The 24,646-nt window shown below is 38.4% G+C and carries 16 protein-coding genes and 5 tRNA genes; 10 read left to right on the top strand and 11 right to left on the bottom strand.

Translation table 11 applies throughout. The features are described 5' to 3' along the window. Positions 1-502 precede the first annotated feature (502 nt). Positions 503-1,372 carry an HTH-type transcriptional activator IlvY gene (ilvY, locus tag GLP24_RS17875; protein ID WP_232616354.1) on the bottom strand — a complete coding sequence of 290 codons (870 nt, stop codon included), beginning with the start codon at positions 1,370-1,372 and terminating at the stop codon, positions 503-505. Between the two features lie 136 nt (positions 1,373-1,508). Here ilvY and ilvC point away from each other — a divergent pair, with 136 nt between their 5' ends. Beyond that, positions 1,509-2,993, top strand: coding sequence for a ketol-acid reductoisomerase (gene ilvC / locus GLP24_RS17880; RefSeq protein WP_232616355.1), 1,485 nt, complete (start codon positions 1,509-1,511; stop codon positions 2,991-2,993). Between the two features lie 79 nt (positions 2,994-3,072). Here ilvC and ubiK read toward each other — a convergent pair whose 3' ends face one another. The 6 genes from ubiK to GLP24_RS17910 all read right to left on the bottom strand — a co-directional run bounded on the left by ubiK (position 3,073) and on the right by GLP24_RS17910 (position 12,769). After that, positions 3,073-3,342: a ubiquinone biosynthesis accessory factor UbiK gene (gene ubiK, locus GLP24_RS17885; protein WP_101770192.1), complete on the bottom strand. Its 270-nt coding sequence runs from the start codon at positions 3,340-3,342 to the stop codon at positions 3,073-3,075. Positions 3,343-3,447: 105 nt separating this feature from the next. After that, positions 3,448-6,525: a multidrug efflux RND transporter permease subunit gene (locus GLP24_RS17890; RefSeq protein ID WP_101770193.1), complete on the bottom strand. Its 3,078-nt coding sequence runs from the start codon at positions 6,523-6,525 to the stop codon at positions 3,448-3,450. Positions 6,526-6,541: 16 nt separating this feature from the next. Beyond that, positions 6,542-7,645, bottom strand: coding sequence for an efflux RND transporter periplasmic adaptor subunit (locus tag GLP24_RS17895; RefSeq protein WP_101770194.1), 1,104 nt, complete (start codon positions 7,643-7,645; stop codon positions 6,542-6,544). A 27-nt stretch (positions 7,646-7,672) separates the two neighbouring features. Then, on the bottom strand, positions 7,673-8,239 hold the full coding sequence (locus GLP24_RS17900; RefSeq protein ID WP_101770195.1) for a TetR/AcrR family transcriptional regulator: 567 nt from the start codon (positions 8,237-8,239) through the stop codon (positions 7,673-7,675). A gap of 233 nt (positions 8,240-8,472) precedes the next feature. After that, a complete protein-coding gene (locus tag GLP24_RS17905; protein ID WP_232578063.1) occupies positions 8,473-11,610 on the bottom strand; it encodes an efflux RND transporter permease subunit in 3,138 nt (1,045 codons plus the stop codon). A gap of 13 nt (positions 11,611-11,623) precedes the next feature. Further along, positions 11,624-12,769 carry an efflux RND transporter periplasmic adaptor subunit gene (locus tag GLP24_RS17910; protein WP_221945278.1) on the bottom strand — a complete coding sequence of 382 codons (1,146 nt, stop codon included), beginning with the start codon at positions 12,767-12,769 and terminating at the stop codon, positions 11,624-11,626. A gap of 307 nt (positions 12,770-13,076) precedes the next feature. Here GLP24_RS17910 and rep point away from each other — a divergent pair, with 307 nt between their 5' ends. Beyond that, positions 13,077-15,092, top strand: a complete 2,016-nt coding sequence (rep, locus tag GLP24_RS17915) for a DNA helicase Rep (protein WP_101770198.1) — start codon at positions 13,077-13,079, stop codon at positions 15,090-15,092. Positions 15,093-15,188: 96 nt separating this feature from the next. On the opposite strand, the gene GLP24_RS17920 is transcribed toward rep, so the two are convergent. Then, a complete protein-coding gene (locus GLP24_RS17920) occupies positions 15,189-15,599 on the bottom strand; it encodes a c-type cytochrome (RefSeq protein ID WP_232613628.1) in 411 nt (136 codons plus the stop codon). A gap of 259 nt (positions 15,600-15,858) precedes the next feature. Between GLP24_RS17920 and GLP24_RS17925 the strand changes: the two genes are divergently transcribed. The 5 genes from GLP24_RS17925 to GLP24_RS17945 all read left to right on the top strand — a co-directional run bounded on the left by GLP24_RS17925 (position 15,859) and on the right by GLP24_RS17945 (position 16,498). Beyond that, positions 15,859-15,935 (top strand) — tRNA-Arg (locus GLP24_RS17925). Positions 15,936-15,970: 35 nt separating this feature from the next. Next, a tRNA-His gene (locus GLP24_RS17930) sits at positions 15,971-16,046 on the top strand. 161 nt (positions 16,047-16,207) lie between these two features. Continuing rightward, a tRNA-Pro gene (locus tag GLP24_RS17935) sits at positions 16,208-16,284 on the top strand. A gap of 9 nt (positions 16,285-16,293) precedes the next feature. Next, positions 16,294-16,369, top strand: a tRNA-His gene (locus tag GLP24_RS17940). 52 nt (positions 16,370-16,421) lie between these two features. Next, positions 16,422-16,498, top strand: a tRNA-Pro gene (locus GLP24_RS17945). 675 nt (positions 16,499-17,173) lie between these two features. Here the strand turns inward: GLP24_RS17945 and GLP24_RS17950 are convergent. Further along, positions 17,174-18,538: a YjiH family protein gene (locus GLP24_RS17950; protein ID WP_101770201.1), complete on the bottom strand. Its 1,365-nt coding sequence runs from the start codon at positions 18,536-18,538 to the stop codon at positions 17,174-17,176. Between the two features lie 558 nt (positions 18,539-19,096). On the opposite strand from GLP24_RS17950, the gene GLP24_RS17955 reads away from it, so the two are divergent. From GLP24_RS17955 to GLP24_RS17965, 3 genes are all read left to right on the top strand, one after another. Continuing rightward, a complete protein-coding gene (locus GLP24_RS17955) occupies positions 19,097-19,489 on the top strand; it encodes a hypothetical protein (RefSeq protein ID WP_101770202.1) in 393 nt (130 codons plus the stop codon). A 217-nt stretch (positions 19,490-19,706) separates the two neighbouring features. Next, the gene (locus GLP24_RS17960) at positions 19,707-20,297 is read left to right on the top strand and encodes a hypothetical protein (protein WP_101770203.1); all 591 of its coding nucleotides are present in this window, start codon (positions 19,707-19,709) and stop codon (positions 20,295-20,297) included. A gap of 312 nt (positions 20,298-20,609) precedes the next feature. Further along, positions 20,610-21,407: a GGDEF domain-containing protein gene (locus tag GLP24_RS17965; protein ID WP_232616356.1), complete on the top strand. Its 798-nt coding sequence runs from the start codon at positions 20,610-20,612 to the stop codon at positions 21,405-21,407. A gap of 82 nt (positions 21,408-21,489) precedes the next feature. Here the strand turns inward: GLP24_RS17965 and GLP24_RS17970 are convergent, their stop codons facing one another. Together GLP24_RS17970 and gorA are read right to left on the bottom strand one after the other, a co-directional pair. Beyond that, positions 21,490-22,944 carry an EAL domain-containing protein gene (locus GLP24_RS17970; protein ID WP_152654368.1) on the bottom strand — a complete coding sequence of 485 codons (1,455 nt, stop codon included), beginning with the start codon at positions 22,942-22,944 and terminating at the stop codon, positions 21,490-21,492. A 338-nt stretch (positions 22,945-23,282) separates the two neighbouring features. Next, on the bottom strand, positions 23,283-24,638 hold the full coding sequence (gene gorA, locus GLP24_RS17975; RefSeq protein ID WP_232616357.1) for a glutathione-disulfide reductase: 1,356 nt from the start codon (positions 24,636-24,638) through the stop codon (positions 23,283-23,285). Positions 24,639-24,646 lie beyond the last annotated feature (8 nt).

Raw genomic sequence — 24,646 nt, forward strand, 5'->3', positions numbered from 1 at the left:
CTTCAAGAAAGCCTCGATAGTAATATCGGGGCTTTTTTACGTCTGTATTATTATGATCGAGCGGTGTAGCGTTAATTGGCAGAGCAGCGGATTCTCCATACCGAAAATTAGCGCGTGTTGGGCGTTCGAGTATCGTAACTCCTGCCATCTTAAAGACGGTTCATATCGAAAGATATGAGCCTTTTTGTTATCTGTAATTTATGCTTGTAGCGTTAATTGGCAGAGCAGCGGATTCGCCATTCCGAAAATAATCGCGTGTTGGGAGTTCGAGTATCGTAACTCTTGCCATCTTAAAGAAGGCTCATATATAATTTATGAATATAGTTCTTACTGGCAGAGCAGCGGATTCCGCTATACCGAAAATCAGCGGGTGTTGGGGGTTCGAACTTCGTAACTCCTGCCATCTTCAAGATGGCCTCGATAGCAATGTCGGGGCTTTTTACGTCTGTATAATTTAAGTATTGCTTAAGCTGACAGAATGGTAGGTATTAATATAAAGAGATTAAAATAATTGCAGTAACGCCTTTAATACACTTTCTTGATGGCGTGATTGTTTACAACATAGTCCTAAGCTTAATGGCGCAATAAACTCAGCGGGGAAGCGCTGCACTTTATTACTCATTGGGCTGTTATTAATCACAATATCTGGTGCAATTCCAATACCACAGCCTAATGCTACCAGGCTCACAATGGCTTCATGGCCAGAAATCTGCGCGTAAATTGGTGGCGTGATCTTTTTGTCTTTGAACCAAGTATTCGCTCGTGATCTTGCAGGACCCGATTCTGCAACAATAAAAGGTAATGCTTGCCAGTTAGGACCATCATTTAATAATTGTTGAATCGCTGGAGGAGAAATAGCCGGCGAGATCACTGACATTGGGATATGGTCTAATTCAATATAAGTCAGCTTATTTGAGAGATGTTCGGGCTTTGCTGTAATGGCAACATCAACTTCGCCATTAAGTACTTTATCAATAGCTAATGCGGAGTCCCCCGTTAATAATTGAATTTCTATTTGCGGATAGCGATGTCGAAAAGCCGTTAGTATTGAGGGTAAATGACTATAACTAGCCGTTACAGAACAAAATATTTTCAGCTTTCCCTGTAATAATGAGCTATCACTGTTTAATCCTATTTTTAGTGAAAGCCAATTAGAAATGATAGTTGTGGCGACTGGGATCAGTTTTTTTCCAGCTATCGTAAGTTCAACACTGCGATTATCTCGACGAAATAAGCTTTGCCCTAACTCTTGCTCTAGCCGTTGAATAACACGACTCAGCGCTGATGGACTAATATGCATTGCCTGTGCTGTTTGATGAAAACTCAGCGAATCACTTAAGTGAATAAAAAGTTGTAGGTTTTTAATGTTCATAGGCTTATGTTGCATAATTTGCAATTAATTGTTGTGAATATATCACTTTGAGCAACAACTTTCCTGTTCTACTATCAATCTATTCGATAAATAAATATCGAACCAAGGATAAATATATTTCACGGAGTTTGTTGTTATGGCTAATTATTTCAATACCTTAAATTTGCGCCAGCAGTTGGATCAACTGGGTCGTTGTCGTTTTATGGATCGTGCAGAGTTTGCAACTGAAGCTGATTACCTCAAAGGTAAAAAGGTGGTTATTGTCGGATGTGGTGCGCAAGGCTTAAACCAAGGTCTTAACATGCGTGACTCTGGATTGGATGTGTCTTATGCCCTACGCCAAGCTGCGATTGATGAGCAACGTCCATCCTTTAAAAATGCACGTGATAATGGTTTTGACGTTGGTAGTTATGAACAACTGATTCCACATGCAGATTTAGTGGTAAACCTTACGCCGGATAAGCAACATACCAATGTGGTTGCAACGGTGATGCCACTGATGAAGCAAGGTGCTGCATTAGGTTATTCTCACGGTTTTAATATTGTTGAAGAAGGGATGCAAATCCGTAAAGACTTAACGGTGGTAATGGTAGCGCCTAAGTGTCCGGGTACGGAAGTGCGTGAAGAATATAAACGCGGTTTTGGTGTGCCAACCTTGATTGCTGTTCATCCTGAAAATGATCCTCAAGCTGATGGTCTTGAAATTGCTAAAGCATGGGCTGCGGCAACGGGAGGGCATCGCGCGGGTGTGCTTGAGTCATCGTTTGTGGCTGAAGTGAAGTCGGATTTGATGGGAGAGCAAACTATTCTTTGTGGCATGCTTCAAGCGGGTTCTATTGTTTGTTATGAGAAAATGCTGGCTGATGGTATTGCGCCGGAATATGCAGGTAAATTACTGCAATTTGGTTGGGAGACGATCACTGAAGCACTGAAGTTTGGTGGTGTGACACATATGATGGATCGCCTTTCAAATCCAGCCAAAGTCCAAGCATTTGATTTATCTGAGCAACTAAAAGCGTTGATGCGTCCGTTATATAACAAACATATGGATGATATTATTTCAGGTCATTTCTCAAGTACCATGATGACTGACTGGGCTAACGATGATGCTGAATTATTAGGTTGGCGTGGTGAAACGGCTGAAACACAATTTGAAAACTATCCTGCATCAGATCTTCAAATTTCAGAGCAAGAATACTTTGATAACGGTATTTTGATGGTCGCGATGGTACGTGCAGGGGTTGAGCTAGCCTTTGAGGCGATGACGGCGTCAGGTATTATTGATGAGTCAGCTTATTATGAGTCATTGCATGAGTTACCGCTGATTGCTAATACGGTCGCGCGTAAACGTTTGTACGAGATGAATGTGGTTATCTCTGATACTGCTGAGTACGGTAACTATTTATTTGCTAATGTGGCAACACCGTTATTGCGTGATCATTTTATGGCTACGGTCACTACGGATGTGATTGGTAAAGGTTTGGCGACAACAACTAACTTTGTTGATAATCAAAAGTTGATTGAAGTAAATGAAGCATTACGTAATCACCCAGTTGAAGTGATTGGTAAGCAACTACGTGGTTATATGAAAGACATGAAGCATATTGCTGTTGGTGGTTAATATTTAGTTTCAACTATAATTAAAAATAAAGCCCAGTTTGATGAGAACTGGGCTTTTTAATGGGTGTTGTTATCATTGATTAAGCGTTGGTGCTGTTGTCTTCAGCATTTAATTTAGCTTCAAATGCTGCCATTTTTTGCTCAAGCTCGGTCAATTTTTGACGAGTGCGCAATAGCACTTGCGTTTGGACGTCAAACTCTTCACGAGTGACAATATCAAGCTTACCTAATTGTGATTGGATCACCTGACGTACTTTTTGTTCAACATCATTACCTAGATCTTTAACTGGTTTAGGCATTGCGTCTTGAATTTGTTTAGCTATTTGCTCAAGTTTTTTTGAATCGAACATGATCCGTTTACTCCGTTGCGAAAATCGTTATTAACTATTGTAATTGTCGGTGAGATAAAAAGAAAAGGGCGCTGATGACTCAGCGCCCTTTTTTGTTTTGATAAATTAGAAGTGGTTATCTAAACCATCGTCATCTTCAACAAATACAGGTAGTGGTTTATGTTCACTTGCCAAGAACGTATAAATAACGGGTAATACGAACAAGGTAAATAGTGTACCGATAGATAAACCAGCAACGATAACAATACCAATACTGAAACGTGATGCTGCGCCTGCACCTGATGCGTACAACAGTGGTACTAGACCTGCAATCATTGCACATGTTGTCATTAGGATTGGGCGAAGACGGATCTTCGCGGCTTCCATCACAGCATCCATACGGTTTTTGCCGTGGTAGAGCTGTTCTTCTTTGGCAACTTCACAAATCAATATACCGTGTTTGGTTATCAAGCCTATGAGGGTTATCAAACCTATCTGCGAGTAGATGTTCAGTGTTGTTGCACCCCACGCGAGGGCAATCAGTGCACCACAGATAGCGAGTGGTACTGAAACAAGGATAACGAGTGGATCACGTAATGATTCAAATTGAATCGCAAGCACTAAGAAAATAATTGCTAGTGCTAGACCAAATGTAGCGTATAGCGCATTACCTTCAGTCACATACTGACGGCTTTCACCTAAGTAGTCATGACCGTAACCTTTCGGTAATACTTTAGCTGATTCAGTATTTAACCAATTTACAGCTTCACCAATTGAGGTGCCTGGGGCTAATACTGCACCGATGGTTGCCGCATTTTGTTGGTTAAAGCTTGGTAAGGTTGGTGGCGCTGGGGTTACTCTGATCGTTACTAGACTACCTAGTGGAATCAAATCTCCGCTCTTTGTTTTGACATAATAATTGTTTAAATCTTGAGGATTAAAACGATCTTTACGCTCAACTTGTGGAATCACTTTGTAAGAACGACCCAAAATATCAACGCGGTTAATATCGCCACCGGCTAACATTGTACTTAGAGTATTACCAATAGCTTGCATGGTGACACCATAAGCACCGGCTTTATCTTTATCGATATCAATGTTCATGGTCGCAGAATCATACTTCAAGTCTAAATCTGAGTAGACGAACATTGGGTTATCTTTCACTTTAGTCAACATTTCAGCAGCCACTTGGAAGAGGCTCTTAAAGTTGTTAGGTGTAGTGATAACAAACTGCACTGGCAAACCAGAACCAGCACCTGGAAGGCTTGGCATTTGGAAGGCAGTAACCGCCATTTGTGGAATATTTTTGATTTTTTCAGTTACGTCATTCGCGACTTCAGTTTGGCTTTGATCGCGTTGGCTCCATGGTTTTAATGTAGCTAGACCAAATGCTTGGTTAGCCGATGGAATACCTGAGAAGATCTGTGCATATTCAACATTTTTTTCTGAGGTTAATACTTTATTAACTTGATCCATGGTGTCTTGAATGAAATCAAGGTTGGCGTTTGCAGGCGCTGTACCCATAAATACCACCACACCATTATCTTCAGCAGGTGCTAATTCACTTGGAATAAATTTGAATAATAACGGCAAGCTTGCACAAGCACAGAGAGCAAACACGATAACAACTAAACGCATGTGCATGATGCCATTAAGCATTTTTTCATAACGTAACGTTAGTCGGTCAAGAAAACCGTGTACTATTAGTTCAAATTTATTCGGCTTTTCATTTTCTTTCAGGAAAGTTGCACACATTACCGGTGATAATGTTAAGGCAATAATTCCTGAAATAAATACCGCACCTGCAAGGGTTAGCGCAAATTCTTTAAATAATGAACCTGTTAAACCACCCATTAATGCAATTGGCGCGTATACCGCACCTAAAGCAATAGTCATTGAAATCACGGGAATAGCGATTTCACGAGTACCAAGAATGGCAGCTCTAAATGGCGTTTGTCCGAGCTTGATGTGCCGTTCAACGTTTTCTAATACTACAATCGCATCATCAACTACCAAGCCGATTGCAAGCACTAAAGCCAGCAATGTCATTAGGTTCCATGAGAAACCGAATAACTGCATTACTAATGCCACACCAACCAATGATAGTGGAATGGTAATAATTGGAATGATAACTGAGCGTAGTGAACCGATAAATAGTGCAATAACCACTAATACGATCAATGCAGCTTCTAGAATGGTTTTAATAACTTCATGAATAGAGTCATTAATCGCAATCGTTGAGTCATACATGATTGTCATTTTGATGGTGCTTGGCATGTTACGTTCAATGGTTGGTAATAATTCACGAACGTCTTTAGCAATGTTGATTGGGTTGGCACTTGGTGCCGCTTCAATCGCACCGACGACGGCTTCTTGACCATTTGCCGTTGCACGGTAGCTATCACTGCTACGTGATAATGTTACTTTAGCAATATCACCTAAACGGATCACTTGACCGTTATTACTTGATACAACTAGTTTCTCTAGTGATGCTGGGCTATTTGATTGTGTGTTGGCACTACCGTTGTACAACACGAAATCATTATTAGCTTGACCAACAGCAGATTGGTAGTTGTTTGCTTGTAGTACTTGAGTCACGTCACTAGCAGATAAGTTAAATGCTGCCATTTTTTGTGGATCAAGCCAAACACGTAATGCAAACGGTACACCACCGTACATATCTACTTTTGCCACACCACCAACCGTAAATAATTGCGGTTTTACTACACGTTCGATGTAGTCAGTAATTTGACTTGAGCTTAATGTTTTACTGGTGAAACCAAGGTAGAGCACACCAGTACCACCACCAGTAGAAAGTGAAATGGTTGGATCTTGAGTCTCTTTGGGTAACTGAGCCCGCACCGAGTTAACTTTGGCAAGAATATCCGCCAAGGCTGCATTCGGGTTGGTGTTTAATTTCATTTGTACGGTAATGCTCGACATTCCCATTATGCTTTTGGCAGTGATGTAGTCGATATTATCGGCTTGAGCAATTGCTTGTTCTAGTGGTTGAGTGATAAATCCTTGAATAAGATCAGCACTGGCGCCGTAGTAAGCCGTACTTATGGTTACTACGGTATTAGTCATGTCCGGATATTGACGAACCTGCATTTTAAAAATCGCCTGAAGGCCAAGCAATGCGATCATTAAACTGATCGAAATTGCTAATACCGGGCGTCTGATGAATATATCAGTAAAGCGCATCCTGAGCGTTCTCCAGTTACAGCAATGGGATTTCAGCAGGAGCCTTCAGTGCGTCATTTTTAACGACATGCACTAATGACTTGTTGCTAAGACGAATTTGACCGCTAGTTACGATCTGCTCTCCAGCTTTTAAACCTGAAAGAACTCGCACTTTATTACCTTTATTTAAACCTGTTGTTACCACTGTTTGTATTGCACGTAATTTGCCATCAATAGTACGTAATACATACACTGTGTCGCCGTAAAGAGTGTAAGTAATCGCTGTTTGAGGCACTACGATTTGATCGGTAATGGTTGGTTGAACCACACGCGCACGGGCAAACATACCACTACGTAACATGCCACCGCTGTTAGGAATGTCAGCTTGTACTTGAATCAAACCTGTTTGGGCGTTAACCGCGGGTTCAATCGCTGTAATTTGGCCTTTAAAATCAGTGTTTTTGTAAGCATCGATATTGATATCAACAGCTTGGCCTATTTTGATTTTAGATATATCTGTTTGTGGTACGGTAAAACGGAAACGCATCGTTGTCGTGTCTTCTAAACGAATAATTTTGGTACCAGGTTGAATATATTGACCTAAATAAACATTACGTAGACCAATTTCACCCGCAAAAGGTGCGCTTATATTACGACGTTGAATAGATTCTTTTAATGATTTGATTTGAGCAACTAGTGCTAGGTAGTTTGCTTTTGCTTCATCAAGACTAGATTTTGATACTGAGCCTTTACGATAAAGATCTTTATAACGTTGGTAAGATGCTTGTACTGATGGCAGTTTTGCTTCGGTACTTTGTAAGCTAGATTGCTCAACATTGGAATTAATAGAAACCAGAAGCTGGCCAGTTTTTACCTTTTGACCTGATTCGAAATTAATATCACTGATCACGCCTGCCGCTTCTGATGTTAAGGTAACACCTTGCATTGGCTCAATGAAACCAATCGCTTGCAGTGCTGGGTACCAGTTTTCTGCTTTAGTCGTGGTTGCGGTTACCGGATAATTAGCTTCCGGCATATTTGCCATATATTCGGCTATTTTATGTTCTTTAAAAAGATTGAAACCAATTACGCTTCCAAATAGCAGAAGAGCAAGAAGTAACATCACGATCCATTTTTTCATTGTAAGGTACGCTCCGAAATTACAATATTAATGTTGAATAATGGCATCCCAAGAAGCATTGATAGCTGCATCAAGCTCGCTATCAGTGATCTCTAATCTACCATTGATTTTTCGACGAGCTAAATAGCAACTCGTTTCTAAGCTCAGTGTACTTAAAATCTCATTATTAAGCGGTTTAAATAAATGACAGGCTTTACCTTCGTCAAACATTTGATTGACGCAGCTAAAGAGTTGTTTATTTAATGCTTTCTTTTCAAAAGAATTGTTGCGAGGCAAGTGTTGAAATTGTCCTTGATTAATTAATGGAGCCTCACCATTAATAGACATATGCCATAGGTTTAGCCACATAATACGGTAGCGCTGTTTTATCGACATGCTATCGTTAATATTATGACTAATTTTTTTCGCGATATAACCTAAAATATGTTCATGGAGTTGATACAGTAAATCATCTTTATCGTTGAAATAGCGATAAATTGTGCCTGTTGCAACTTGAGCTTCTTTGGCGACCATTTGCATGGATAATCCATGAAAGCCATAGGTGGCTAATAGTTTTTCGGTTGCAGTTAATATTCGCTCTTTTTTATCAGTCATGGCTGTTTATATTTAATAGGAGTGGTATGAATGAATGTTCATTCAGCGCTATTGTAGGATTTGATTATTGATTCGCAAGCCTTATTTACGTATTTATATCATTAATTATAATGACTAGGTGTTTGCGGTTATGCTTATTGAGTGGGATGTGGAGAGACGTAGTGATAAAAAACAAAAAAAGCCCATATCAGTCTTGATATGGGCTTTTATATTAATGACGGTTTAAGCCGTTATTATTGCTGTGTTGGTGGTGTGTTCTTGGTTGCCGATTTTTCTTTACCGCGACTAAAGATACGCTCTACTACCACAAAGAAAATTGGAATAAAGAAAATACCTAAGAATGTCGAACTTAACATACCGCCAAGTACTGCGGTACCAATGGCATTTTTACCACCAGAACCAACACCCGTACTGATTGCTAATGGGACAACACCAAGACCAAAGGCCAGTGATGTCATTATAATTGGACGTAGACGAACACGAACAGCGTGCAATGTTGCTTCTACTAATCCAGCCCCTTTTTCGTAGTATTCTTTGGCAAATTCCACGATCAGGATGGCATTTTTGGTGGCTAGACCTACCGTCGTTAAGAGGCCAACTTGGAAGAATACATCGTTAGGCAGACCACGAGCATTCATGGCCAGTAGAGCACCGATAATACCGAGTGGTACTACTAATACCACCGCAAAAGGTACTGACCAACTTTCATAAAGTGCGGCAAGAACTAAGAACACCACCAAGATAGATAGTGCATAAAGCATGGGGGCTTGGTTGCCTGATAGTCGTTCTTCATACGATAAACCATTCCACTCAACGCCAAAGCCTGGTGGTAATTTTTTCACCATTGCTTCAATATCGAGCATTGCCTGGCCTGTACTATAACCGGTAACAACACTGCCTTGAATATTAACGGCAGGTGTAGCGTTAAAACGTTCTAGACGCGGCGAGGCATATTGCCATTCTCCAGTAGCAAAAGCTGAGAATGGCACCATTTCACCTTGGTTATTACGAACATACCAAGTATTAAGATCCCCTGGTTTCATACGGTATTGTGCATCACCTTGAACGAAAACTTTTTTCACTCGCCCACGGTCAATGAAGTCATTGACGTATGAGCTGCCCCAAGCAGTACCTAAAACTTGGTTTACTGATTGAATATTAATTCCTAAAGCCCGAATTTTTGATTGGTCGATGTTGATTTGGTACATCGGTGCATCTTCTTGACCATTCGGGCGAACACCGACTAAGTTAGGGTTTTCAGATGCTAATTTAAGTAATTGGTTTCGAGCGGCAATCAGTTTGTCATGTCCTTGGCCACTTCGATCTTGAAGGTAGAAATCAAAACCACTTGCGGTACCCAATTCGATAACGGCTGGCGGTGCAAACGAGAATACCATCGCATTTTTAATTTTTTGGAAATAGCCCATGGATCGGTTAACGATTGAATTAACATCCATGCCAGGCAGTTGACGATCGGACCAATCTTTCAAGCCCACAAACGCCATACCCATATTTTGACCACTACCCGCAAAGCTAAAGCCAGAGACACTAAATACGCTTGCGACGCTGTCAGCTTCTTGGGTTAAATAGTAATCAGATACTTTATCCATTACTTCTTGGGTTTGTTCTTGGGTTGAGTTGACGGGCAATATTGCCTGACTGAATAAGATACCCTGATCTTCATCGGGTAAGAAAGAGGTTGGCATCCGCATGAATATCCAGCCAACAGCAACGGTTAAACCAAGAAAGATTAGCATTACACGAATTGAACGTTTGATCATTGCCGCAACGCTAGATTCATAGCGGCTCGTTAACTTATCAAAGGTGCGGTTAAACCAACCAAAGAAGCCTTTTTCATTACTGCCATGCTCAACAGGTTTAAGCATGGTGGCACATAGCGCAGGGGTGAGGATCATTGCCACCAATACGGATAATGTCATTGCGGTTACAATGGTTATCGAGAATTGACGATAAATAACACCCGTAGAACCTGACATAAATGCCATTGGTACAAATACAGCTGAAAGGGTTAATGCAATACCAACCAGAGCGCCAGTAATTTGATCCATCGATTTTCGGGTTGCTTCAACGGCACTTAAGCCTTCTTCATGCATGACTCGTTCGACGTTTTCCACCACCACTATCGCGTCATCAACCAGCAAGCCGATAGCAAGTACCATGGCGAACATAGTAAGGGTGTTAATGGAAAAACCGGCTAATGACAGCACCGCAAAGGTACCAAGTAATACTACTGGTACAGCGATGGTTGGAATTAAAGTTGCTCTAAAGTTTTGTAAGAAGAGGTACATGATGATAAACACCAATGCGACCGCTTCAAATAGAGTATGTACAACACCTTCAATCGATTTTTCAACAAACGGTGTAGTATCGTAGGGGTAAACTGCTGTTAAGCCTTCAGGGAAGAATGGCTTTAATTCTTCAATTTTAGCTTTAACCGCTTCTGCTGTTGCAAGAGCGTTTGCACCTGTTGCTAGCTTTATACCTAAACCACTGGCTTGTTTACCGTTATAAAATACTTGTACTGAGTAATCTTCAGCACCCAATTCAACCCGTGCAACATCACTTAAATGGACTTTTGCTCCAGAAGAATCCGACTTAACAATAATGTTCTTAAATTGTTCAGGGGTTTTTAAACGACTTTGGGCTGATACGGTTGCGTTAAGCTCTTGGCCTGGTAGTGATGGCGATGCACCAAGTTGACCAGCAGACACCTGCGCATTTTGTTCTTTGATTGCGGCAATGACATCAATACTTGTTAGGTTATATTTTGTTAGCTTGAGAGGATCTAGCCAAATACGCATCGCATATTGAGCACCAAAAGCTTGGATTTCACCTACACCAGCAACTCGACTCATTGGATCTGATACATTGGAACTGATGTAGTCCGAAATGTCATTTTTATCCATTGAGCCATCTTCGGAATAGAATCCGACCACCATTAAGAAGCTTGAGCTAGATTTATTAACTTTAACACCTTGTTGCTGCACTTCCATTGGTAGTAATGGCAGCGCTGATTGAAGTTTGTTCTGAACTTGTACTTGAGCAATATCAGGATCAGCCTCGGCATTAAAGGTTAGGGTAATTTGGGCATTACCAAAGCTATCACTGGTTGATGATAAGTAACGTAAATTATCGATACCCGTCATGCGTTGCTCGATAACCTGTGTAACCGTATCTTCCATTGTTTTAGCATTAGCACCTGGGTAGTTAGCGCTAATGACAACGGTTGGTGGTGCTATGCTAGGGTATTGCGAAACTGGTAGTTTTAGAATGGATAAGATACCAGCTAACATAACAATAATGGCAATCACCCAAGCAAAAATAGGGCGATCAATAAAGAAGCGAGCCATAATTTATTCCCTATTATTGCGATTGAGTGGCAGTTATTGGGGTTGGTTCAACCACAACGCCTGGACGGATTTTTTGTAAGCCATCAACAATTACTTGATCGCCGTCTTTAAGTCCGCTAGTGATTCGCCATTGATTATCAATTGTTTCTGCTGTGGTCACTGTACGTGATTCCACTTTATTTTCAGCGCCTACAACCATCGCAATGGCTTGGCCTTTACTGTTGCGAGTAATGGCTTTTTGCGGGATCATGATCGCTTTTGGATCGGTTCCCGTATTCAGTACTGCGCGAACATACATTCCAGGTAGTAAAACACCATTAGGGTTTGGGAATTCGGCACGTAAAGTAACGGACCCTGTATTTGGATCAACATTTACTTCAGCAAACTGTAGTGTTCCGTGATGAGAATAAACACTGCCATCTTCAAGAATGAGTTCAACATCAGCATTATCGCTAGCTTGAAGTTGACCTTGTTTAAGGGCTGATCTTAAACGTAGTAATTGGGTGCTTGATTGCGCGATATCAATATTAATCGGATCCAATTGCTGAATAGTGGCTAATACTAGCGGTTGACCCGCACTGACTAATGCACCTGGTGTTACGGATGATTGACCAATACGACCCGCTATTGGGGCTTTAACTTTGGTATAATTGAGATCTATCTTGGCTTTATTAACACTCGCTTTTGCAACATCAATGCCAGCAAGAGCAACTTTATATTTTGCTTTGTTATCATCATAGGTTTGTTTACTGATAGCGCCGCGATTAACCAAGGTTTGGCTACGTTTAGCAAGTGCTTTGGCAGAATCTAGGTTGGCTTGAGCTTGGGCTAAACCCGCTTTTGCACTGAGGTATGCGGCGTTATAAGTTGCTGAATCAATGCTATACAATGATTGCCCTTTGCTTACACTACTGCCTTCTTTGAAACTACGTTCAGTGATGATGCCTGATACTTGAGGACGAACCTCTGCTTCAAGGTAGGCTTTACTACGACCAGGGAGTTCTACATGGATGGCTTGTGGATGAGAACTGACGATAAGTGTGTCTACAGGTACACTTTTTGTAGCTTGCTGAGATTGGTCTTTGGATGTGTTTTGGTCACAAGCTGATATCCCTAGTGTTAAGCTGATAATAGTAGCAATAGCTGCGATTTTCCGCATGAAATCTCCTAGATTTAAGCAATATAATTACTGTTAAATATTATTTTCTTATTTAACAGCAATGTAACGTTTATTTGCTGTTTTGTAATCAACATTTAAGCTTATTTAGAATTCAGTTCGATTTGCTCTGATTAATTTTAGACCTTATTTAATATATTTAACTAAAATCTAGTGTTAAGTTGATTTAAATGATGAAATTAAAACAAAATGTTAATAAGTGATAAAGTGTCATTGCACGTTAAGTGAATAGACTTGTAATTAAAGCGCGTTAACATGCGCCCAATTTTTAATGACGTCAGGATAACTAATGAAACTGAACCCAAGGCAAACAGAAGCAGTTAAATACGTTTCTGGGCCGTGCTTAGTCTTGGCAGGAGCCGGCTCAGGTAAAACACGTGTTATAACTAATAAAATCGCTTACTTAGTTCAGAAGTGTGACTATAAAGCACGTAATATCGCTGCTTTAACTTTCACCAATAAAGCTGCGCGTGAAATGAAGGAGCGTGTTGGTCAAACATTAGGTCGTCAAGAGTCTAAAGGGTTGATGGTGTCAACTTTCCATACCTTGGGGCTTAATATTGTGCGTCGAGAATGTAAATATTTAGGCTTAAAAGCTAATTTTTCATTGTTTGACGATCAAGATCAGATGGCGCTATTGAAAGAGTTGACGGAAGAAGAACTCGATGGTGATAAGGATTTATTAAAGCAATTACAGTCAACAATTTCTAACTGGAAAAATGACATGTTGTCGCCGATTGATGCGGCAGGTCGAGCGCAAACTGAGCGTGATCAATTGTTTGCCCATTGCTATGAAATGTATCAGCGTCAAATGAAAGCTTATAACGCACTTGATTTTGATGATTTGATTTTAATGCCAGTATTGTTGCTACGTGACAATCAAGACGTACGCCAACGGTGGCGAAATCGAATTCGTTATTTGCTGGTGGATGAATATCAAGATACCAATACTAGCCAATATCTGTTTGTGAAATTGTTGGTTGGTGAACGAGCACGATTTACCGTAGTTGGCGATGATGATCAGTCTGTTTATTCATGGCGTGGTGCTCAGCCAGAAAATTTAGCCTTACTTAATAAAGATTTTCCGAATCTTAAAGTGGTTAAGCTTGAACAAAATTATCGTTCGACTAGTCGTATTTTGCGAACGGCAAATATTCTTATTGCTAACAATCCGCACTTGTTTGAAAAAGAACTTTTTTCTGCCATTCCTGACGGCGCAATGGTTAAAGTGTTAACCGCAAAAAATGAAGATCATGAAGCTGAAAAAGTGGTTGGCGAATTAATTGCGCATCGCTTTATGAATAATACTGCTTATAAAGATTATGCAATTTTATATCGAGGTAATCATCAGTCACGACTATTTGAAAAATCATTAATACAAAATCGGATCCCATATAATATTTCAGGTGGAACATCATTTTTTTCTCGGGCTGAAATTAAGGATATGATGGCTTATTTACGGCTATTGACCAACCCTGATGACGATAATGCTTTTTTACGTATAGTGAATACACCCCGACGTGAGATTGGTCCAGTTACCCTCGAAAAGTTGGGAACATATGCCAATATGCGAGGAAAGAGCTTGTTTGCTGCCAGTTTTGAAATGGGGCTTGAGCACCATCTTTCAGGGCGAGGCTTAGAATCATTGCAGCGATTTACTCACTGGATCAATCAGCTAACTGATAACGCTGAACGTGGTGATACGGTTGCGGCAGTGCGCCAATTAGTGCGTGATATTCATTATGACGATTGGCTTTACGAAACGTCTGCCAGTCCTAAGGCTGCTGAAATGAGAATGAAAAACGTCTCAGATCTATACAGTTGGATCACCGCTGATTTAGAAGGTGATAACTACGATAATGAAGTTAAAACGCTGAAAGAAGTAGTCCAACGATTAACCCTACGCGACATCATGGAGCGCGGGGAAGATGATAGTGATGCTGATCAAGTGCAGTTAATGACTTTACACGCATCTAAAGGATTGGAATTTCCTTATGTGTTCTTGGTTGGGGCTGAAGAGGGTATCTTGCCACATCAAACTAGTATTGATGAAGATAATGTCGATGAAGAACGCCGTCTTGCTTATGTGGGGATCACCCGCGCGCAACGAGAGCTGACGTTCACGTTATGTAAAGAGCGTCGCCAATATGGTGAGTTGCTCAAACCAGAGCCTAGTCGTTTCTTGTATGAATTACCGCAAGATGATCTCGACTGGGAAAGTGAACGTAAGCCTGTGACGGCAGAAGAGCGAATGCATAAGGGGCAAGCCCATATTGCTAATATTCGTAATTTGTTTAAAAAATAACGGCTAGCGAAAGATCTATCATAAGTAAGGGGGAGAGATCCCCCTTACTGATACTAAATACAGTCAATAAATTAAATGTAACGAGTAAAAATTATTTTAGTTTGGTTTAATCATGTAATTAATGGTGGCCACAATTTCATCATCACTGCAGTCCATACAAGTTCCTTTTGCGGGCATAGCATTAAAACCTTCAATGGCGTGTTTAGCTAGAACTGCATCACCTTGGCTCATACGAGTGGCCCAATCATCTGCGTCACCTTTTTTTGGTGCTCCCATCAAGCCATTGTTATGACAAGAAGCACAATATTGGTCATAAATGACTTGGCCTGTTCGCGAAGACGTTACTACAGCAGCGATTGGCGGTGTCGTCCCTTCAATATGTATATTTCCTATGGGTTTTATTCGATCATTGATCGCAGTGGCTGACATGTCAGCTGCTATCGTCGTGGTCGAGAAACAAAGACTGGTACAAATAGCGATAAGCCATGGTCGTAAAGATAAATCCATTTTTGGCACCTTTATACATCCAGTTATTAAGGAAAAGTAATAAAATACTGCTTAAGAGTATGCTGATTTACACGTATAGCAGATGTTGCAATTTGGTAAGTATAGCAATAATGATGAATGTTCAAGACTGATGTTGTGCTGTGTATGATACGAATCAACATCGATTTGCTGATAAAATCAGCGAGCGGAATAAAAACAAAAAAAAACACTTGCCGAGTCGCGTTCTGATCCGTAATATTCACCTCGTCGATAGGGCAAGGCGCCCGTAGCTCAGCTGGATAGAGCGTTGGCCTCCGGAGCCAAAGGCCGAAGGTTCGAATCCTTTCGGGCGCACCATCATCCGGTCGTATTGGCAAAGGTAAAAAACATTGGTGGCTATAGCTCAGTTGGTAGAGTCCCGGATTGTGATTCCGGTTGTCGCGAGTTCGAGCCTCGTTAGCCACCCCATATTATAAGATGTTGATCTCCCAGTCAGCATGTTGGCTTTTAAAAGCCCGCTTGTTTTACAAGCACACAGAATTTAGTCAGTGATAACGTAGTTTTATAGCGTATCTCAGGCTTCTAGGATTAGCGGACCAGATGGTTTGTTTTCTTAGTAACGATTTAGTCGGTGAATAGCGCAGTTTGGTAGCGCATCTGGTTTGGGACCAGAGGGTCGGGGGTTCGAATCCCTCTTCACCGACCACTAACAATGGTGGCTATAGCTCAGTTGGTAGAGTCCCGGATTGTGATTCCGGTTGTCGCGAGTTCGAGCCTCGTTAGCCACCCCATTTTCAGGTTATCTTTTATTAGAGACCTTGGCCTTGTAAGCCTAAACATTGTCGGTGAATAGCGCAGTTTGGTAGCGCATCTGGTTTGGGACCAGAGGGTCGGGGGTTCGAATCCCTCTTCACCGACCACCATTAAGAAAACCGTATTGAAAGATACGGTTTTTTTTCGTCTGTATAAAAGTAAATCGGTATCATTGGTTTAAAGCTAGAGGATCGGGGGTTCACCGATATTAGAATCTAGCTCTTCACCTACCATCATTAAGAAAATCTGAATCGAAAGATTCAGGTTTTTTTTCGTCTATAGAAAATTATCGCTGATTTTTGTGTAGAAAGGCAGAGGATTGGGGGTTCCCTGATATTAGAACCTAGCTCTTCACCGACCATCATTAAGAAACCTGAATTGAAAGATTCAGATTTTTTTTCGTCTATAGAAAATTATCGCTGATTTTTGTGTAGAAAGGCCGAGAGTCGGGGGTTCCCGATATTAGAACCTTGCTCTTCACCGACCACCATTAAGAAACCTGAATCAAAAGATACGGTTTTTTTTCGTCTGTTGGAAATGGTGAAGCGCGTAGTTTGGTAGTGCATCTCTGATGTTAGGAATAGCAGACCAGAGGGGCGTTGATAGTGTTGGTTTAATTGTGTCAACCATCGTTAGGTTTAGTGATTAACTTGCTAGGTGATTGGTTACGGGATGTGTTTAACCCTAAGACTTATAAAGGTTAGATTAGACTTGCTATCTTGAGAGTAAATGAAGAAAGGCGACCGAGTGGTCGCCTTTTTGGTATTTATTAACCGTATAATTTAGAAAATCAAATGTGCCATTAGCGCAATCACTGGCAGAGTGACTAAGGTACGCAGAATGAAGATTACAAATAATTCCCATGCTTTAACGGGGACTTTACTACCAATGAGTAGTGCGCCAATCTCAGACATATAAATCAATTGGGTGACTGACATCGCGGCAATAATAAAGCGGGTCATATCACTTTGAATGGTTGATGCCAAAATTGATGGCAAGAACATATCAGCAAACCCGACGACGATTGTTTTTGATGCTGCTTCTGCTTCTGGAATATGCAGCAATTCAAGGAATGGAATAAATGGCATTCCTAGGTAATCAAAAATAGGGGTGTTCTCAGCGATCACTAATGCGATGGTACCAATTGCCATTACAACAGGTAGCACGCCAAATACCATATCAACCGCGTTTTTAATACCATCAAGCAGAATTGCAGGTAAGCTTTTTACTTCAGCTGCTTTTTTTAGTGCTTGCTCTAGTCCGTACGAGAAAATGTTATGACCTTCAGGAACCGTTTCATCATGTGATGATTCAGTGGTGCCATTAATATAGATATTTTTCTTACGTGATAACGGTGGTAAGCGTGGCACGATAATCGCGGCAACTAAACCCGCTAAACAGATGGTTAAGTAAAACGGGACAAACATATGCTCTAAATTAACTTGAGCAATGACCACTAAGCTGAAAGTAATCGATACTGCTGAGAATGTTGTTCCAATAACAGCGGCTTCACGCTGGGTGTACATGCCTGATTCATATTGCTTACTGGTCAGTAATACGCCAACAGAGCCATCACCTAACCATGAAGCAATACAGTTAACAGATGAGCGACCAGGCAGACCAAAAATAGGGCGCATGATCCGAGTAAATAAAGTACCAAAGAATTCGAGTAAGCCAAAATTAAGCAGTAGTGGTAATAATAATCCCGCAAAAATAAATACTGAAAACAATACTGGCAATAAATCATTTAAGACTAAGCCACCGGTGGCATCGTTACGGAACATTACCGGGCCAAGGCTAAAGTAGGTCATCACCGCAAAGATAGCGCCAAGTTGTTGCACAATAAACCACATGGGAGATGGGTTTAATATACCATTGACGAAGCTATTACGGATGATAAATCCGGGTTTAAACAGTTTAGTGATAATAGACATTATAGCAGTGAAGCTAATAATAGCCGTCACAATGGATGTTAGCGAATTTTCAAAATGGCTTTGAATAGTTTTGGCTAATACTGCAATGGGAATAGTGATATCACCATCAAAGTTAATTGGTGCCATAAATAAAAATACCCCCATTAATGATGGGATGATAAACATTAACCAATTATGGATATTTTTAGGTGGTGTTACTGCTTGTTGATGCATATTTTTATATAACCTACTGGTAGAAACGGCCGAATTAATGGGGGTATCCCCGAGGTTTTGTTAGAATAACTATTCATTGTTATCCCATAAATAAGAATTTGAAGACTACCGTTTTTATTGAATAGATGGAATAGTCAGTAACGAAAAAATTGGTTATTTATGCTGTTTTTTAAGTTTTTTATTCGAACTAAGCGTTTTTTCTACTTGAAGCATATAGTGTCTACATACTATTAAAAATAAAATACTTATTTATAGTGTCAGAGCGTTATTACTCGCATATTGTTACCGTATGGTAATAGTCTTTATATTTTTAAGCTATTGTTGATTTTTTGTGATCCGTTAGACTCCATCACACCAGAAAGCATCACTCAAGATGATGCCTAATTAAATAAATATTCGGTTGAGGTTATGAGAATAACTTAGCGAGTACCGACATTTATTTATGTGACTTCTAAATCCAATAATAGATCGTATTACTATCAAGGTAATACGATCACAAATACTTAATAAGATGAAAGTATTAACTTTGGTCTTATATATGAAAATAAGGATCTACCAATGACAACATTAACAACTAAGCCAGGTATTACACTGATTAAATCAGGTACTTTTAAACTTAATGATTTAAGTAAATTACTTGAAGTTGAAGGCTTAAAAAGTGACATGGCTGAAGTTGCTGTAACTACTAACAGTAATGCACTAACGATTGGTCACTTCACCATGTCTCCTGGTGTTGAATTTGAATACTTTTATGATTCTGTTGAGTACAAAGTGATCACTAAAGGTAAAATTGTGGTTCGTGATGAAGCGGGTACTAAATATGTTGCTGAAGTTGGCGATGTTATTTTATTTAGCCCTGATGTTAAGGTTATCTTTGATGCTGAGAGTGATGGTGAAGCTATCTATACTGCACATCGCCCAGCAGCTGCAGATTTTGCACCTGCAAAATAAAAGATATAATATTTAGTTTTTATAAATTAAAGCCTTAACTTATTGTTAAGGCTTTTTTATGATTTTAAAATATAACTATTACTGTTTGGTAACAGTGTTTTTGATTTTGATAGTATTGTTAATCACAAGGTAATGGTTAGAATAGATCTATATCATAAATGCTTGTTAATTTCGTATAGACTGAAATGATTGAGCTTAAATAACGATGAGGTACACCATGGCAGTACATTCAAATCAGCAATTTCATGTCGGTCAGATCATTGATGAACATCCGTTTGTTGCTGGTGATGGCGCAGTTATTGAGATGTTCCGTAATGATATGAGTAATATCGTTTTTATTGGCTTAACGGGCATCACAGCAGAAGAACAACAAATGATGGCAGAAGCCACTGCAGAGTTTGGTTTGATGAAAACTGATAATGGTGGTTGCTTGGTTGTCTTTAAATTAGCTGAGCTAGCGTTTGATATTCAGTTTAATGCCGCAGCTATCCCAAGTGAGTATTTTCAACAGCCAACAACATCAACATTGGCATTATCAATGATGGCACTTGATACTGCTAATAATGAACTTAAAGTGATCCGTGAGTTGTCGTTACCAGAAGCTGTGACTCAACAGATGATTGACGTCATGCAAGCTCAACGTGCAATTGAAGACCCAATGGCCGTTAACGCTGAGAACATGCATTTATTAAATACTGTTAGTACTGAAGAGCTATTAACTAAAATTACCTTAACCCCCATTCAAACGGTGATTGCGCCAAGCTGTAGCTGTGGTCATAACCATGAAGATGGTCATCATCATCATTAGTTAGCTTGATAAAACTCAAAACAAAGACACTGCTTTTAAGCGGTGTTTTTTTATCTTAATAATTAAACCGTAGTGAAAACATGGAAATTAAGTTGTCGGTACTAACTGTGTTTCATATGAATTTTTGATATAATATATTATAGGGTGATACTCTTCAGGATTGTTATAAGATATAAAGGATTTTTTTAAAAGATGTTTAAATTGTACCAATTACTAAAAAAGCACAAAAAAAAACTTTCAACGTATAATCGTACAAAGGGAGTTCTTATTATTACACTATTTTTATGTGTTTTTTCTAATATATGCATTAGTATGATTTTATTTTCTGATATAAAAATCCCGCATGAGAATAATATATTGTATAAATATTCATTTGATATACTAAATTTAGTATTTATATTAATTTCTTTTATATTACTTCAATGGACTAATTTTTTAGTTAAAGAAGCATATATAATTTTGAGTATTGGTTTGTTTTTATGGGGCGGTTCTTTATTAGCTACTGTTTATAATGATGTTAGTATACAACCAACATGGGTTTCACTATGGATATATAATGTATTTAAAACAATAGGTATATTATTATTAATAACCGGAATAATTATTTCAATAAAAAAAACAAATAAACAATGTAATTATTTTAAGATGCTTGCAACAATTGATGATTTAACTGAACTTCCTAACCGTAGATATTTCTATGACGAATTAAGAAAGCATGAAAATAAGATGCTTTTATTTATTATGATTGATATTGATAATTTTAAAAAAATCAATGATAAATATGGTCATGAAGAAGGTGATAGGATTTTACATTGTTTTGGGAAGGTTTTATTAAATTATAAATATGAAAATATATTTTCTGCACGATTAGGTGGTGATGAATTTTCAGCATTCATTATCAGTAATGATAAACAAGAGGCTGTTATTTTTGCGGAGTATCTTTTAAATGAGATAAAAGAAATTATAGTTAGAGATGAAAATTATATGACACTGAGTATAGGTATGGCATATAAATCACCCGTTGAATCAAATAAAGTAGGATTACAAAGAGCAGATAAAGCACTATATAAAGCTAAAAGTAACAATAGAAATCGATTTGAATGGGAATAATTTAGCTGTGTTTTATTTTTAGATAAACAACATGACATGATATAAAAATAAACATAGATAGTACTTTTAATTATAAATGTTATTATTTGTATAGATGTGGTTCACTAACAGTTCTATTTATAAACTCACTTGAATTACAAGGAGTTGAATAATAAAACCCTTGGCACAAATCAATATTTAAGCTATTTATTTTTTCTAATTCTGATATCGTTTCGATGCCCTCTGCAACAATCATTAAATTCAAAGAATCACCTAAAACAGCCAAAGTTTCAAGCATATTACTTTTTGACACGGCAAATTTATCTGATATAAAACATCGATCTATTTTCATTATATCAAAAGGTAATTCTTGTATGGTTATTAGATTGGAATATCCAGTACCTACGTCATCAATAGAGAGTAATACTGATTCTTTTTTTAATTGATGCATTATTTTATTTATTTCATTTAGATAAATAAAGTTATTTTCGCTTTCGGTTAATTCAATGATAATTCGATTTTTTACCATTGGATTTTCTTTAATGAAACTGATGATTTTAGTCATAAATATTTCATCAAGAAGCATTGTGACGGTAAAGTTGAAACTTAGCATAAAGTCTTTATTTATATTTGATTTTTTTATAGTAGCAAATGATTTTTTTATTAAAGTGAAAGTGACTTCTTTTATATCATTAGTTTTTTCTAGGTCAGAAATAAATTCAGATGGTGGGATGATAAGTCCATTTGAATGCCATCGACATAATACTTCAGCTGCAATAAATTTCTTTTGTTTAGCGGAATATATTGATTGATAAAAAGGTACAAATTCATTATTAATGACAGCTTTTTTCATTTTTCTATTTAAAACTCTTTTACTATCAAAAAATGAGGTTAGTAGAAATGAAATTGTATATATACATAGTAATGATAGAATGAAACTACTAAATAATAATGAGATGAATTTATTTAATGTTAATCCGCTAGTAATGACTAAATGTAAGTGTTTTATATTATTGGTTAAACTATAGTATAAAAAAGACATAGGTGATTTGTCATTATTGTCTTTGACTTGATAATTTGTTATTGCGTTGTGACTAAAATCGTTTAATAATTTGGAATAGAAATTTATTATATAATAACCATTATCATATTTAAAAATATAAATTAGATTATTTTTATTATAAGGGTCAGTGAAAAATTTAACAGGAAGATTTTTGTTTATCACATCTTTTATATAATTAGGAATTGTATTACTAATACTACCATTATTACCATAATAATATTTTCCGTTTTTTATATATGAAATCCCCATTATTTCTGGATGTTTTCTGTCAATTAAATCTAAAATTCGTTCATTTTCTTCATCATTATTGGCTTGTAGATTGTCTAGATGCTCAATATGTTGCTTAGGTTTATATATAACATTATCTAATAATGCTTCAATTGTAGCTATTTGTTTTTGTTCTATATAACGAATAGTAATATGACTTATTAATAAAGATAATAAAGCACTTAATAAAATAGCGATCATAAATGGAAATATTTTTTTCAGTTTCATCTTTTCATACTACATTTGAATAATATTTTTAAATAAAGCATGATTTATCTTTATCGCCATCATTAAATATAATTTTAGGCGTATATTTACCATAACTGTATTGTTGTTACAATTAAATATTTCCATTGTAATAAATAATTAAGTACATGAAGTTAAATTAGTTATTTTTTATGAAACAAGATTAACATTGAAATGAATATAATATGGAATTTATTTTTAATTAAATGATATATTTGTTGTTGTTATGTAAATTCACAGAATAAAAAAGCTGGTTATCAATATAGATATAACCAGCTTAAATTAACCCCATTAGATGTTAATGGTGGTCTAATGCATGACTATCGCATCGTAACAAATTCTTCCGAACCTGTTGGGTGGATAGCAACAACGCTATCGAAATCAGCTTTGGTTGCGCCCATCTTGATGGCAACACCAAAACCTTGAATCATTTCATCAACGGTATAGCCGATACCATGTAAACCAACAACTTTTTCATCTGCACCCGTACAAACAAGTTTCATTTTGCATGGCTGGCGATGAGTCGTTATTGCGGTGTACATTGAGGTAAAGCCTGATTGATAAACTTTGACGTTTTCTTCGCCATATTGATCAATCGCTTCTTGAGTTGTAAGGCCAATAGTACCAATTGGCGGGTGGCTAAATACCACTGTTGGTACCAGTTTGTAATCCATTTTGGCTTCAGGCTTGTTATTAAACAAACGTTCAGACAATTGACGACCTGCTTTAACTGCAATCGGGGTTAGTTCGATACCGCCTTCCATGATGTCGCCAACACAATAAATGCCATCAACATTGGTTTGTTGGTATTGATCAACCTTGATGTAACCACGAGCGTTAGTTTCAACACCAGCAGCTTGAAGGTTGATTTTGTCCGTGGTTGGGTGACGACCAATCGCCCAAATCAATAAATCGGTGTTATGTGATTTACCGTCTTCAAAATGAAGTGTAATAGAACCATCGGCTTCTTTAACTACTTCTTTAGGAATTGAATGGGTGTGAAGGGTTGGGCCTTCTGCTGCCATTACTTCCACTAAAGTATCCACGATCATTGGATCAAAGCTACGTAGTGGTGATTCTTTACGAACAAATAAGTGGGTATCTGTGCCGAGAGCACTTAATACACCCGCGATTTCAACCGCGATATAACCAGCACCTACAATCGCAGTACGCTTTGGTTGCTCAACTAGTTTAAAGAATCCGTTAGAGTCGATACCATGTTCAGCACCGGGTACATTTGGAATTGATGGCTCACCGCCAACCGCAATTAAAATATGATCAGCGGTGTAATGCTCACCGTTAACGGCAATAGTTTTTGCGTCAACAAAGGTCGCAAAACCATTAATTACTTCGACGTTATTATTGCCAAGTACATTGTCGTAAGAAGCGTGAATACGGCTGATGTAAGCTTCACGGTTTTCAACCAGTTTAGCCCAGCTAAATTCTTTCACATCAACATTAAAGCCATAGTCTTTAGCGTAAAGGTGAATAGCTTCAGCGATTTGAGCACCGTGCCACATTACTTTCTTAGGTACACAACCGACGTTAACACAAGTGCCACCAAGTGCTTTTGCTTCAATGATTGCTACTTTAGCGCCATACATTGCTGCACGGTTTGCTGATGCAATACCACCGCTACCACCACCGATACAGATATAATCAAAATGCTTCGCCATGACTTTAC

This window comes from Photobacterium carnosum, from assembly GCF_021236965.1.
Lineage (GTDB): Bacteria > Pseudomonadota > Gammaproteobacteria > Enterobacterales > Vibrionaceae > Photobacterium > Photobacterium carnosum.